Annotated in this window: 17 protein-coding genes; all 17 read left to right on the top strand. The window is 34.3% G+C overall.

Annotated elements, in window-relative coordinates:
- The first annotated feature begins 138 nt into the window (after positions 1–138).
- Positions 139–738, top strand: a complete 600-nt coding sequence (locus tag HMPREF3265_RS10010) for a thymidine kinase (protein ID WP_053025299.1) — start codon at positions 139–141, stop codon at positions 736–738.
- Positions 738–1,814: a peptide chain release factor 1 gene (gene prfA / locus HMPREF3265_RS10015; RefSeq protein WP_053025298.1), complete on the top strand. Its 1,077-nt coding sequence runs from the start codon at positions 738–740 to the stop codon at positions 1,812–1,814. The genes HMPREF3265_RS10010 and prfA overlap by 1 nt, the downstream gene beginning before the upstream one ends.
- Complete coding sequence (gene prmC / locus HMPREF3265_RS10020) at positions 1,801–2,637, top strand: peptide chain release factor N(5)-glutamine methyltransferase (protein WP_053025297.1); 837 nt, start codon at positions 1,801–1,803, stop codon at positions 2,635–2,637. Before prfA ends, prmC begins: the two co-directional genes overlap by 14 nt.
- An 83-nt stretch (positions 2,638–2,720) precedes the next feature.
- On the top strand, positions 2,721–3,764 hold the full coding sequence (locus tag HMPREF3265_RS10025) for an L-threonylcarbamoyladenylate synthase (protein ID WP_070861606.1): 1,044 nt from the start codon (positions 2,721–2,723) through the stop codon (positions 3,762–3,764).
- Positions 3,761–4,177: a low molecular weight protein arginine phosphatase gene (locus HMPREF3265_RS10030; protein WP_053025295.1), complete on the top strand. Its 417-nt coding sequence runs from the start codon at positions 3,761–3,763 to the stop codon at positions 4,175–4,177. Before HMPREF3265_RS10025 ends, HMPREF3265_RS10030 begins: the two co-directional genes overlap by 4 nt.
- 110 nt (positions 4,178–4,287) lie before the next feature.
- Positions 4,288–4,812 carry a TIGR01440 family protein gene (locus HMPREF3265_RS10035; RefSeq protein WP_070861608.1) on the top strand — a complete coding sequence of 175 codons (525 nt, stop codon included), beginning with the start codon at positions 4,288–4,290 and terminating at the stop codon, positions 4,810–4,812.
- A 26-nt stretch (positions 4,813–4,838) separates the two neighbouring features.
- Positions 4,839–6,077: a serine hydroxymethyltransferase gene (gene glyA / locus HMPREF3265_RS10040; RefSeq protein ID WP_049426599.1), complete on the top strand. Its 1,239-nt coding sequence runs from the start codon at positions 4,839–4,841 to the stop codon at positions 6,075–6,077.
- A 26-nt stretch (positions 6,078–6,103) separates the two neighbouring features.
- Positions 6,104–6,733 carry a uracil phosphoribosyltransferase gene (gene upp, locus HMPREF3265_RS10045; protein ID WP_037551932.1) on the top strand — a complete coding sequence of 210 codons (630 nt, stop codon included), beginning with the start codon at positions 6,104–6,106 and terminating at the stop codon, positions 6,731–6,733.
- An 18-nt stretch (positions 6,734–6,751) separates the two neighbouring features.
- A complete protein-coding gene (gene wecB / locus HMPREF3265_RS10050) occupies positions 6,752–7,885 on the top strand; it encodes a non-hydrolyzing UDP-N-acetylglucosamine 2-epimerase (RefSeq protein ID WP_049426600.1) in 1,134 nt (377 codons plus the stop codon).
- 154 nt (positions 7,886–8,039) lie between these two features.
- Complete coding sequence (locus tag HMPREF3265_RS10055; protein WP_037551936.1) at positions 8,040–8,390, top strand: ATP synthase subunit I; 351 nt, start codon at positions 8,040–8,042, stop codon at positions 8,388–8,390.
- Between the two features lie 27 nt (positions 8,391–8,417).
- On the top strand, positions 8,418–9,143 hold the full coding sequence (gene atpB, locus HMPREF3265_RS10060; RefSeq protein WP_070861611.1) for a F0F1 ATP synthase subunit A: 726 nt from the start codon (positions 8,418–8,420) through the stop codon (positions 9,141–9,143).
- Positions 9,144–9,175: 32 nt separating this feature from the next.
- Complete coding sequence (gene atpE, locus HMPREF3265_RS10065) at positions 9,176–9,388, top strand: F0F1 ATP synthase subunit C (RefSeq protein ID WP_011275238.1); 213 nt, start codon at positions 9,176–9,178, stop codon at positions 9,386–9,388.
- A gap of 85 nt (positions 9,389–9,473) precedes the next feature.
- Positions 9,474–10,004 (top strand): F0F1 ATP synthase subunit B, encoded by a 531-nt coding sequence (locus HMPREF3265_RS10070; RefSeq protein ID WP_070861613.1) that lies wholly within the window; start codon positions 9,474–9,476, stop codon positions 10,002–10,004.
- The gene (locus HMPREF3265_RS10075) at positions 10,004–10,543 is read left to right on the top strand and encodes a F0F1 ATP synthase subunit delta (RefSeq protein ID WP_070580756.1); all 540 of its coding nucleotides are present in this window, start codon (positions 10,004–10,006) and stop codon (positions 10,541–10,543) included. Before HMPREF3265_RS10070 ends, HMPREF3265_RS10075 begins: the two co-directional genes overlap by 1 nt.
- 20 nt (positions 10,544–10,563) lie before the next feature.
- A complete protein-coding gene (atpA, locus tag HMPREF3265_RS10080; protein WP_070861615.1) occupies positions 10,564–12,072 on the top strand; it encodes a F0F1 ATP synthase subunit alpha in 1,509 nt (502 codons plus the stop codon).
- 31 nt (positions 12,073–12,103) lie between these two features.
- The gene (atpG, locus tag HMPREF3265_RS10085; RefSeq protein ID WP_070440358.1) at positions 12,104–12,970 is read left to right on the top strand and encodes an ATP synthase F1 subunit gamma; all 867 of its coding nucleotides are present in this window, start codon (positions 12,104–12,106) and stop codon (positions 12,968–12,970) included.
- A 21-nt stretch (positions 12,971–12,991) separates the two neighbouring features.
- Complete coding sequence (atpD, locus tag HMPREF3265_RS10090) at positions 12,992–14,404, top strand: F0F1 ATP synthase subunit beta (protein ID WP_037551943.1); 1,413 nt, start codon at positions 12,992–12,994, stop codon at positions 14,402–14,404.
- Positions 14,405–14,419: the final 15 nt, after the last annotated feature.

Below are 14,419 nucleotides of genomic sequence, written 5' to 3' on the forward strand. Positions count from 1 at the left end.
ACTGTCTGCCTAATCTATTTTATATAGAAATGCGTAGACAGTTTTTTTAAATTTAAGTAGTATTTAAAGTGATATTTATAATACATAGAAATATGATATAATTAAGCGATTATGTTTTTGTAAAAGGTGGAACTTATAATGTATGAAACTTACCATTCCGGTTGGATTGAATGCATTACTGGAAGTATGTTTAGCGGTAAGTCAGAAGAACTAATTCGTAGACTAAGACGAGGGATATACGCTAAACAAAAAGTAGTAGTGTTTAAACCAGCGATTGATGATCGTTATCATAAAGAAAAAGTTGTTTCTCATGACGGTAATGAATTAGAAGCAATTAATATTTCTAGTTCAAGAGATATATTATTACAGGATTTGTCTCATGTTGATGTCATTGGTATTGATGAGATTCAATTTTTCGATAAAGAAATTGTAAATATAGTGGAGAAGCTTGCTGAAAATGGCCATCGAGTAGTGGTTGCAGGCTTAGATATGGATTTCAGAGGGGAACCATTCGAACCCATGCCACAAATCATGGCGGTAAGTGAACAAGTTACTAAATTACAGGCTGTATGTGCAGTATGTGGTTCATCATCAAGTAGAACACAACGCTTAATCGATGGACAGCCAGCTAAAGTAGATGATCCTATCATTTTAGTTGGGGCAAATGAAAGTTATGAACCGAGATGTCGTGCACATCATATCGTAGCACCAAGTACAAGTGACGAGGAGGAAATGTAGTGTTTGACCAATTAGATATCGTTGAAGAAAGATATGAACAACTCAATGAAATGTTAAGTGACCCTGAGATTGTTAATGATTCAGATAAGTTACGTAAATATTCAAAAGAACAAGCTGATTTACAAAAAACAGTTGATGTATATAGAGATTATAAAAGTAAAAAAGAAGAAATTGCTGAAATTGATGAAATGTTAAATGAAACAGAAGATAAAGAAGAAATTGAAATGCTGAAAGAGGAAAGTGCTAGTTTGAAAAGTGTGATTCCTGAGTTGGAAGAACAACTTAAATTTTTATTAATTCCAAAAGATCCTAATGATGAGAAAGACGTTATCGTTGAAATCAGAGCAGCAGCAGGTGGGGATGAAGCGGCAATCTTCGCTGGCGATTTACTAAGAATGTATAGTAAGTATGCAGAATCTCAAAACTTTAAAACTGAAATTGTTGAAGCGGCTGAAAGTGACCATGGTGGTTATAAAGAAATTAGTTTCTCAGTTTCAGGTAGCGGTGCTTATAGTAAATTAAAATTTGAAAATGGTGCACACCGAGTTCAACGTGTACCTGAAACAGAATCAGGTGGACGAATTCATACTTCAACAGCGACAGTTGCTGTTCTTCCTGAAGTTGAAGATGTTGAGATTGAAATCCGAAATGAAGATTTGAAAATAGACACCTATCGCTCAAGTGGTGCTGGTGGTCAGCATGTTAATACAACTGACTCAGCTGTTCGTATCACTCACTTACCTACTGGTGTTATTGCAACTTCTTCTGAAAAATCTCAAATTCAAAACCGTGAAAAAGCGTTGAAAGTTTTAAAAGCACGTTTATATGATATGAAATTACAGGAAGAACAACAAAAATATGCAGCACAACGTAAATCAGCAGTGGGTACAGGAGATAGGTCTGAAAGAGTTAGAACATATAATTATCCACAAAGCCGTGTAACTGACCATAGAATAGGATTAACTTTACAAAAGTTAGATCAAATTATGGAAGGTAAATTAGATGAAATTATTGATGCATTAACTTTATCTGAACAAACTGAGAAATTGAAAGAACTAAACAATGGTGAACTTTAAAGAACAATTAGATTATGCGATTAAACAAGCTGTAGATAAGGGTTATGAACAATCGAGAGCAGAATGGTTGATGCTTGATTTGTTTGGGTGGTCAAGAACTGATTATTTAATTCACATGTATGATGACATGTCAAAAGCAGAAGAAATCAAGTTTTCACTTGCTACTGAACGGATGCTTTTAGGTGAACCTATACAATATATTGTTGGTTTTCAATCTTTCTATGGCTATCAATTTCAAGTTAATGAACATTGTTTAATTCCACGTCCTGAAACGGAGGAAGTGATGTTGCATTTTCTTGAAAATTGTAAATCAAGTGCTACAATTGCTGATATTGGAACTGGTAGTGGTGTTTTAGCTGTTACTTTAAAAAAGTTAAATAAAGATTTTACTGTTTATGCAACAGACATTCTCCAAGAGACCTTAGAAGTTGCATCAGATAATGCGCATTATCATGAGGCAGCTGTAACTTTTTTTAAAGGCAATGCATTGAAACCTTTCATACAAAAGAATATAAAATTGGATGGTATTGTTTCTAATCCACCATATATTGATGTAGATGAGATAGAAATGATGGAGAACACAGTTGTTAAGTATGAACCTCATATAGCATTGTTTGCAGAGAATAAGGGTTTCGCTATTTATGAATTAATCCTTAATGATTTGCCTAAAGTTTTAAATAAAGATGCTTTTGTCACCTTTGAAATTGGTTATAACCAGGGTGAAAGGTTAAAAAATATTATTTTAGAAAAGTATCCAAAACTTGATGTTAAAGTTGTTAAAGATATAAATGGTAATGAAAGAATAGTGTCATTTAAATGGTAAAACTCAAAGTTACTTATCTGATAAAATTTAGATGAGTAACTTTTCATATATATGAATAAAACAATAATGAAGGAGTGAGCTTGATGAAAACTGAGATATGGGATATGCGTAATTATCAAGAATCGCTATTGGATTATCCAGAATTGGAAAATATAAAACAGGTATATAATGATGGTGGTTTAATTGCAATTCCAACAGAGACTGTTTACGGATTGGGTGCAGATGCTCGAAACCAACATGCAGTTTCAAACATATATCAAGCCAAAGGACGTCCTTCTGACAATCCATTAATTGTCCATATACATGATAAATCTCAGCTTGATCAAATTATTTCTCATTTGCCTGAAGAAGCCAAATGTTTGATGGATGAATTTTGGCCTGGACCTATTTCATTTATTTTACCTTTAAGACAGGGTTATCTTTGTGAGAAAGTAACAGGTGGCTTACAATCAATTGCGGTAAGAATGCCAAGTCATCCAATAGGAAGAGCTATACTTCAATACATTGATATGCCTATCGCTGCCCCTAGTGCTAATGTAAGTGGGCGACCTTCTCCTACAACCTTTCAACACGTTTTTAATGATTTGAATGGCAAAATTGACGGTATAGTCAATGGTGATCAAAGTGAAGAAGGATTAGAAAGCACCGTGCTAGATTGTACACAGTTTCCTTTCAGAATAGCAAGACCAGGATCAATAACACAAGCAATGCTCAATGATGTTTTACCAGGAAGTGTTGAGGATTATCATTATGACGTCAGTAGCCAACCAATAGCACCTGGAATGAAGTATAAACACTATGCCCCTGATATACCAGTAACGATGCTAACGCATCTTAGTGAACCTATTAAAACAATTAAAGAATGGAGTAATACAGCTTTTATTTTACCGGAAACTTTGAAGCAGTATGCTCCAAGTGATGCACTATTCATTAAACTTTGTAAAGATGAAAAAGATATAAGACAAGCTAATCATAATTTGTATCAAATACTTCATAGTATTGATGAAAATCCATCAATAGATCAAGCATATATTTATGCTTTTGATAAAACAGATGAATCTGAAGCAATTATGAATCGGATTATTAAAGCTACAGGTAATCACATTGTTAGAGGTGAGAACTTATGAGAATAACATTTGTATGTACTGGAAACACTTGCCGAAGTCCAATAGCCGAAAGTATCGCGAAGAAAATGCTTGTAGATGACACAATTAATTCTAGAGGACTGTTCGCGATTGATGGTCAATCCGTATCACCAGAGTCATTAGAAGTCATTATGGAGCATAATTTTCCTGAACCGACTGTAGCTAAGCAATTTAGTGAGAATGATTTGAATAGTGACTTAATTTTAACGATGACAGATATGCATAAACAACAACTGGTTTCTCATTATGGTGACAATGGTCGCATTTATCAACTCAGTGAATATGTTGGAGAAATAGGTGACATTGTTGATCCTTTTGGTGGTAGCATAGATACTTACCGTCAAACGTTTGAACAACTTCTGTATTTGATAGGTAAGTTACGTACAAATTCATAAGCCAAATATTATACAATTAGTATATGTTAAGCTTTAAATAAGTTATAATGAAGAAGTATAGCTAGTTTGCTATGCTTCTTTTTAATTATGTATTTAAGGTGGAGATTTCAATGCAAAAACTTAAAACTTTGCTTGATGAACTTAAATCGCAATCATTTTTCAATGAAAATGAAATTTGTGTGATAGGATGTTCGACTTCTGAAGTTATAGGACAGAAGATTGGTTCTGTAGGGTCAATGGAAGTTGCTGAAACAATCTTTAATGCATTAGAAGAAGTGAAACAAGATACTGGTGTTTCTTTTGCATTCCAAGGTTGTGAACACATTAATAGAGCAGTCACAATTGAACGTGAAGATTTCAACCCTCTAACTATGGAAGAAGTCACTGTTGTTCCCGATGTTCACGCAGGAGGTAGTCTTGCTACATATGCTTATAAGCATATGAATGACCCAATCGTAGTTGAACATATTTCAGTACTTAAAGGTATTGATATAGGTCAAACATTAATTGGAATGCATATTAAACACGTTTGTGTACCGGTTAGGACAAGTGTCAAACAGGTTGGTGAAGCAATTGTAACGATTGCAACCTCAAGACCTAAGAAAATCGGTGGTGAACGAGCTAAATACGAATAAGCTTGAAAGCGTAGGAGGGGATTTTTATGTCTTATATCCAAAATCAAGATAAAGCTGTCTATGAAGCGATTCAAAATGAATACAATAGACAAAATAACAACATTGAATTAATAGCATCTGAAAATTTTGTATCTGAAGCGGTAATGGAAGCACAGGGTTCTGTAATGACTAATAAATATGCTGAAGGCTATCCTGGTCGTCGCTATTATGGTGGTTGTGATTATGTAGACGTTACAGAAACAATTGCTATCGAACGAGCTAAAGCATTATTTGGTGCTGAACATGTAAATGTGCAACCACATTCAGGTTCTCAAGCAAACATGGCAGTTTATCTTGTCGCTCTAGAGATGGGTGATACTGTTTTAGGAATGAATTTAAGTCATGGTGGTCACTTAACACACGGGTCACCAGTTAATTTTAGTGGTAAATTCTATAATTTTGTTGACTATGGTGTAGATAAGGAAACTGAAAAAATTGACTATGAAGTGGTGCGTCAATTAGCGCATGAACATAAACCTAAATTGATAGTTGCAGGTACATCAGCATATTCAAGACAACTGGATTTTAAAAAGTTTAAAGAAATCGCTGATGAAGTTGGTGCTAAATTAATGGTTGATATGGCCCATATCGCTGGTTTAGTAGCAACAGGTTTACATCCAAATCCTGTTGAACATGCAGACTTTGTAACTACAACTACTCATAAAACTTTACGTGGCCCACGTGGAGGCTTAATTCTTTGTAAAGAAGAGTATAAGAAAGATATTGATAAAACAATATTCCCTGGAATTCAAGGTGGCCCTTTAGAGCATGTCATTGCAGCTAAAGCTGTTGCGTTTGGTGAAGCGCTTGAGCAAGATTTTAAAGTTTATCAAGAACAAGTAATTAAAAACGCTAAAGTACTTTCACAAACATTGCAAGAAGAAGGCTTTAGAATTGTTTCAGGAGGAACTGATAATCATTTACTTTCTGTAGATGTTAAAAATTCAGTTAATGTTACTGGTAAAGAAGCTGAAGCGACTTTAGATTCTATTGGAATAACATGTAATAAAAATACAATCCCATTTGATCAAGAAAAAGCATTCGTAACAAGTGGTATACGTTTAGGTACACCTGCAGCGACTACGAGAGGCTTTGATGAGGAAGCGTTTAAAGAAGTAGGTCGTATTATTAGCTTAGCACTAAAAAATCCTAATAATGATACTAAATTAAAAGAAGCAAGAGAAAGAGTAAGTCGTTTAACTGCTAAATATCCGCTATATGAATAATTTATAAAATTTTGGAGGAAATATAAATGAGTAAAGTACATGTATTTGATCACCCACTAATTCAACACAAATTAAGTTACATCCGTGATATGAATACGGGAACTAAAGAATTTAGAGAACTTGTTGATGAAGTAGGCATGTTAATGGCGTATGAAGTTACTAGAGATTTAGAACTGCAAGATGTAGAAATTAAAACGCCAGTAACAACAATGACTGCAAAAAGATTAGCTGGTAAAAAATTAGCGATCGTTCCAATACTTAGAGCTGGTTTAGGTATGACAGATGGTGTGTTAAATCTAGTGCCAGCGGCTAGAGTAGGTCATATTGGTCTATATCGTGATCCTAACACATTAAAAGCAGTAGAATACTTTGCTAAACTTCCACAAGATATTGATGAGAGACAAATCATTGTTGTAGATCCAATGCTAGCAACTGGAGCATCAGCAATTGAAGCCATCAATTCATTAAAGAAACGCGGTGCAAAAAATATTAGATTCATGTGTTTAATTGCAGCACCAGAAGGTGTAGAAAAGATGCAAGAGGCGCATGATGATGTAGATATTTATATTGCAGCATTAGATGAAAAATTAAATGACAAAGCATACATTACGCCTGGTTTAGGTGATGCTGGGGACAGATTATTTGGTACAAAATAGTATTTAGGAGCTTAAAGTATGAAAAAAATTATGACAGTCTTTGGTACTAGACCAGAAGCGATTAAGATGGCACCTTTAGTAAAGGCACTCGAATATGATGCTGAGTTAGAACCAATGATTGTTGTAACTGCTCAGCATCGTGAGATGTTAGATTCAGTATTACATACTTTTAACATTAAGCCACATTATGATTTAAATATTATGAAGGAAGGTCAAACACTTTCCGACATTACCTCAAGAGCTATGACGAAACTTGAAGATGTTATAAAAAAAGAGAAACCAGATATGGTATTAGTTCATGGCGACACAACTACAACATTTTCTGGTGCTCTTGCTGCTTTTTATAATAAAGTTGCTATTGGTCATGTTGAAGCAGGTTTAAGAACGCGACATAAATATACGCCATTTCCAGAAGAAGTGAATAGGCAAATGGTAAGTAATTTAGCCGATATACATTTTGCACCTACTAAAGGGGCGGCTAATAATCTACTTCAAGAAAACAAGAGTCCTGATTCAATTATTATTACTGGAAATACTGCTATCGACACACTCGAACTAACAATTCAAAAAGAATATAATTCAGATATTATAAGAAAACATCAAGGTAAACGTATTATATTATTAACTGTCCATAGACGAGAAAATGTCGGACAGCCAATGATTGATATTTACAAAGCGATGCGCAAAATTGTGGATGAATATGAAGATATCGTTATTGTGTCTCCTTTACATTTAAATCCTAAAGTAAGAGAACTAGCTTACGAGTATTTAGGAGAACATGAACGTATAGAATTAATTGAACCACTCGATGTTGTAGATTTTCATAATTTTGCAAATAAAGCATATTTAATTTTGACTGATTCAGGGGGGATTCAAGAAGAAGCCCCTTCATTAAATAAACCTGTTCTTGTTCTAAGAGATGTAACTGAAAGACCAGAAGGTGTAACAGCAGGTACTTTAAAGGTTGTAGGCACTGATTTTGATAATGTTTTTAAATCAACAACAGAAATCTTAGAAAATCAAATGATTTATGATCAAATGGCGCTAACTCAAAATCCTTATGGTGATGGCAATGCATCTTTGAGAATATGTGAGAGTATAAAATATTATTTCGGCTTAACTTCAAAAATGCCAAAATCTTTCAATTCATAAAATAATCTTAATTGTGAACATTTTTTGACAACTAAATAGTCAATTTTTACAACAATTTGAATAGAATTGACACACTATTTCCCCTATATTATTATTAAATTTGTATGAGTGGAACGGTTTGCATGGTTGTCATAAGTTAATTTGGAGGAAAAAAATGAGGCGTTTCAGCATCATATTTAAACAATTCATTCAATATTATATTTATTTTCTAATTTTATTGGGTGTATTGTATATCATTATTCCAAAACCTTTTATTCTTGGATTGATAATCGGCACAGTTGGATCTTTAATAAATACCTATATTTTCGAATTATATTTATCTAGGGCAAAACAACCAGATAATATACACATTTCTACAGGCAATACTTGGAGATACTTAGTCGCTATCATTGCGTGCGTAATATGGTTTTTATTAAAAGTTTATGTCAATATTATTGGAATAATGATAGGTCTTATGTTTTCTTATGTTTTAATCATACTACGCCCTCTACTGCTAAAGAGTTAAAATTTTAAGAACGAAAGAGGTGAGTACATGGATCACAAAAACCCACTCGTGAGTTGGAATGTGTTTGGTTTTGATCTCGTTTTCAATTTAGCAAGCATCATGATGTTAGTTATTACAGCAATCATTGTTTTTCTTATAGCAATTATTTGTACACGTAATTTAAAGAAAAGACCATCAGGTAAACAGAATTTTATTGAATGGATCTTTGACTTTGTGAGAAGCATCATTGAGAGTAATATGGCTTGGAAAAAAGGTGGTCAGTTTCACTTCTTAGCTGTAACATTGATATTATTTATCTTTGTTGCAAACATGTTAGGGTTACCATTTGCTATAGTCACTAAAGATCATTATCTATGGTGGAAATCTCCAACAGCAGATGCAACAGTCACATTGACATTGTCAACTATGATGATATTACTTACACACTATTATGGTGTGAAAATCCGTGGTACTAAGGCATACATAGGTAATTACTTCAAACCATTCTGGCCTTTAGCAATTATCAATGTTTTTGAAGAATTCTCTTCAACATTAACACTTGGACTACGTTTATACGGTAATATTTTTGCCGGTGAATTATTACTTTCATTATTAGCCGGTTTAGTTGTAAGTAGTGCTTGGGGTTGGATTATAGGTATTCCAGGTTTAATCGTATGGCAAGGATTCTCAATCTTTGTTGGCTCAATCCAGGCATATATATTTATCATGCTTTCAATGGTTTACATGTCCCACAAAGTAGCGGACACACATTAACTTAAACAAACATTTTAGGAGGAATTATTAATATGGGTTTAATCGCAGCAGCAATTGCAATTGGTTTATCAGCACTAGGCGCAGGTATCGGTAACGGTCTTATCGTTTCAAGAACAGTAGAAGGTGTAGCTCGTCAACCAGAAGCACGTGGACAATTAATGAGTATCATGTTCATCGGTATTGGTTTAGTTGAGGCATTACCTATCATCGGTGTTGTAATCGCATTCATGACTCTTTTCCAATAAGAAAATTTCATGGCGAAGTCACTTGGATCTTCGCCGTTCGTTTTATTTAATGGCAAGTGGTGATTAATTATGAAAGGAGTGTCAAATGCCAGTGAATGCATTAACTAATTCATTCGTTATAGGTGCAGCAGGTGGTGGAGTTGAATGGGGTACTGTCATTGTAACAATTATCACATTTGCTATATTACTAGCACTACTTAAGAAATTTGCTTGGGGTCCATTAAAAGAAGTAATGGATAAACGTGAACGTGACATCAATAGAGACATTGATGAAGCCGAAGAAGCAAAATTAAATGCACAAAAACTTGAAGAAGAAAACAAAAAGACACTAAAACAAACTCAAGATGAAGTTCAACGTATTTTAGAAGATGCTAGAGTTCAAGCACGTAAACAACACGAAGAAATCATTCATGAAGCAAATATTCGTGCAAATGGTATGATTGAAACTGCTCAAAGTGAAATCAATAGCGAGAAAGAACGTGCATTAGCGGATATTAACAATCAAGTGTCTGAATTATCAGTATTAATTGCTTCTAAAGTACTTCAAAAAGAAATTTCAGAACAAGATCAAAAAGAACTTGTTGATAAGTATTTAAAAGAGGCAGGCGATAAATAATGGCAGATGTAGCAAATAAATACGCTAAAGCATTATTTGACGTCGCTATTGATAAAGATAGATTAGATTTAATGTATGACGAATTGAGTGAAGTTAGTGAAGCTACGAGAAACTATGGTGAAGATTTTAGAGCAATTGACTCAAATCCTAACCAACCAGCTTCAGAAAGACGCAAATTTGTTGGTATCATTTTTGGAGATGCTAATTATTACTTGAAAAATATGCTAATGATATTAGCTAATAATCGTCATTTAGTACTTATCAATTCAATTTTTAAAGAATTCAAAAGTTTATATAATGAATATCATAATGAAGATTCAGCAATTGTTGAATCAGTTTATCAATTAAGTGATGAAGAACTTGATCGCATTAAAGACTTAATTTTAAAACAAACTAATTTATCTCAAGTACATATTACTACGAAAATAAATCCAGAATTAATTGGAGGATTTAGAGTTAAAGTTGGTACTACTGTGCTAGATGGCAGTGTTAAAAAAGATTTAGAACAAATCGAACGCAAATTTAGAAGAGTAAACTAAAATAAAGAGGAGTGACATAGATGGCCATAAAAGCTGAAGAAATCAGTGCATTACTTCGCTCACAAATTGAAAATTATGAGTCTGAAATGTCTGTAACTGATGTTGGTACGGTACTCCAAATTGGTGACGGTATCGCATTAATTCACGGATTAAATGACTGTATGGCTGGTGAGCTAGTAGAGTTCTCAAATGGTGTTCTTGGTTTAGCTCAAAACCTTGAAGAATCAAATGTGGGTGTAGTTATTTTAGGACCATATACTGAAATTACTGAAGGCGACGAAGTTAGACGTACTGGACGTATTATGGAAGTTCCAGTAGGTGAAGAACTTATGGGTCGTGTTGTTAACCCACTTGGTCAACCTATTGATGGGCAAGGTCCTATCAATACAACTAAAACACGTCCTGTTGAGCAAAAAGCTACAGGTGTAATGGCTCGTAAATCTGTTGACGAACCACTTCAAACTGGTATTAAAGCGATTGACGCATTAGTTCCAATTGGACGTGGTCAACGTGAGTTAATTATCGGAGATAGACAAACAGGTAAAACAACAATCGGTATTGATACAATCTTAAACCAAAAAGGTTTAGATACAATTTGCATTTACGTAGCAATTGGTCAAAAAGATTCAACTGTGCGTGCAAATGTAGAAAAATTGCGTCAAGCTGGTGCATTAGATTACACAATTGTTGTTTCAGCTTCAGCATCTGAACCTTCACCATTACTTTACATTGCACCTTACTCAGGTGTAACTATGGGTGAAGAGTTTATGTTCAATGGTAAACATGTATTAATCGTTTACGATGATTTAACTAAACAAGCTGCTGCTTATCGTGAGTTATCATTATTATTACGTAGACCACCAGGTCGTGAAGCGTATCCAGGTGACGTATTCTACCTGCATAGTAGATTATTAGAAAGAGCAGCTAAACTTAATGATGATTTAGGTGGCGGTTCAATAACTGCTTTACCAATCATTGAAACACAAGCAGGGGATATTTCTGCATACGTACCAACTAACGTAATTTCAATTACAGATGGACAAATTTTCTTACAATCTGATTTATTCTTCTCAGGTGTAAGACCAGCGATTAATGCAGGACAATCAGTTTCACGTGTAGGTGGATCTGCTCAAATTAAAGCAATGAAGAAAGTAGCAGGTACGCTACGTTTAGACTTAGCTTCATATAGAGAATTAGAATCATTTGCACAATTCGGTTCTGATTTAGATGAATTTACAGCTAGAAAACTTGAAAGAGGTAAACGTACGGTTGAAGTCTTGAAACAAGATCAAAACAAACCACTTCCTGTTGAAAATCAAGTTTTAATTATTTATGCATTAACAAAAGGTTACCTAGATGATATTCCTGTAGAAGACATCACACGTTTTGAAGATGAATTGAATAGTTGGACTAAATCAAATGGTTCAGACTTATTAAATGAAATTAGAGAAACTGGTGGCTTACCATCTGATGAGAAATTTGAAGCAACTATTAATGAATTCAAGAAAAGCTTTAGCAAATCTGAATAATTAAACTTTAAATTGAAAGGGTGGTGAGATAATGGCTTCATTAAAAGAGATAGATGGTCGTATTAAATCGACGAAAAAAATGAAACAAATTACCAAAGCGATGAATATGGTATCAAGTTCAAAATTACGTCGAGCTGAAAAAAACACTAAACAATTTGAACCTTATATGGAGAAAATGCAAGATGCTATTACTGCAATTGCAGGTGCTAGTAAAAATTCTAGTCATCCTATGCTTAGACCTAGACAAGTTCAACGTAGTGGCTACCTAGTTATTACAAGTGATAAAGGCTTAGCAGGTGCTTATAGTTCAAATGTACTAAAACGACTTATTAATGATATTAAAGAAAAGCATTCTAGCAGTGACGAATATAGTATTATTGTATTGGGTCAATCTGGTGTTGATTTCCTTAAAAATAGAGGTTATGAAATTGAGAATTCACTTGTTGAAGTTCCTGATCAACCTTCATTTAAATCAATACAAGCAATTGCTAAACATGCGATTGACTTATTCAGTGAAGAACATATTGACGAATTAAAAATTTATTACAGTCACTATGTTAGTGTTCTTGAAAATAAACCAGCAACTAAACAAGTTTTACCATTATCTCGTGAAGATTCTAGCCAAGGTCAAGGCCAAATGTCTTCATATGAATTTGAGCCTGATAAAGAGTCTATCCTAAGTGTTATTCTTCCTCAATATGTTGAAAGTTTAATTTATGGAACGATTTTAGATGCTAAGGCTAGTGAACATGCAGCGAGAATGACTGCAATGAAAAATGCTTCTGATAATGCAACTGAACTTATTGATGACTTATCATTACAATATAATAGAGCTAGACAAGCTGAAATCACTCAACAAATCACAGAAATTGTTGGTGGTTCCGCAGCACTTGAATAATAATTAAAAGGAGGAAACAACATGAGTAATGGCCGTGTAACTCAGGTTATGGGTCCTGTTATTGACGTTCGTTTTGAACATAATGAAGTACCTGAAATTAATAACGCCTTAATCATCGAAGTTCCCAAAGAAGATGGTACTTTTGAATTAACGCTTGAAGTTGCATTACAACTAGGTGATGACGTTGTTCGTACAATTGCCATGGATTCAACAGATGGTGTTCAACGTGGTATGGAAGTTCAGAACACTGAAAAAGACATTTCAGTACCAGTTGGCGAAGTAACTTTAGGACGTGTATTTAACGTATTAGGTGACACAATTGATTTAGAAGATAAATTAGATGGTTCAGTAAGACGTGATCCAATTCATAGACAATCACCTAATTTTGACGAATTATCTACTGAAGTAGAAATTCTTGAAACTGGAATCAAAGTTGTAGACTTATTAGCACCATACATCAAAGGTGGTAAAATCGGTCTATTTGGTGGTGCCGGTGTTGGTAAAACCGTTTTAATCCAAGAATTGATTAATAATATCGCACAAGAACATGGTGGTATTTCAGTATTTGCTGGTGTAGGTGAACGTACACGTGAAGGTAACGACCTATATTATGAAATGAGAGATAGTGGCGTTATTGAGAAAACAGCAATGGTATTTGGTCAAATGAACGAGCCACCTGGTGCGCGTATGCGTGTGGCACTTTCTGCATTGACAATGGCTGAGTATTTCCGTGATGAACAAGGACAAGACGTTCTGTTATTCATCGATAACATTTTCAGATTTACTCAAGCAGGTTCAGAAGTATCAGCATTATTAGGACGTATGCCATCAGCTGTAGGTTATCAACCTACTTTAGCTACGGAAATGGGTCAATTACAAGAACGTATTACATCAACGAATAAAGGTTCAGTAACCTCAATTCAAGCTGTATTCGTACCAGCCGATGACTATACTGACCCAGCGCCAGCAACTGCATTCGCTCACTTAGATGCTACAACTAACTTAGAACGTAAATTAACTGAGATGGGTATCTATCCTGCCGTGGATCCTTTAGCATCTACATCAAGAGCGTTAGAACCAGCAATTGTTGGTCAAGAGCATTATGAAGTGGCACGAGATGTCCAATCAACACTTCAAAAATATAGAGAATTACAAGATATCATTGCTATTTTAGGTATGGATGAGTTATCAGAAGAAGATAAATTGACTGTAGAACGTGCACGTCGAATTCAATTCTTCTTGTCACAAAACTTCCATGTAGCAGAACAATTCACTGGTCAAAAAGGTTCATACGTTCCTGTTAAAACTACAGTAGCTGATTTTAAAGACATTTTAGATGGTAAATATGACCATATTCCTGAAGATGCTTTCCGTTTAGTTGGAAGTATGGAAGATGTCATTGCCAAAGCAAAAGATATGGGTGTTGAAGTCTAAACAATTAGGAGGTAT

It is taken from the genome of Staphylococcus sp. HMSC62B09, from assembly GCF_001839115.1.
Classification (GTDB): domain Bacteria; phylum Bacillota; class Bacilli; order Staphylococcales; family Staphylococcaceae; genus Staphylococcus; species Staphylococcus haemolyticus.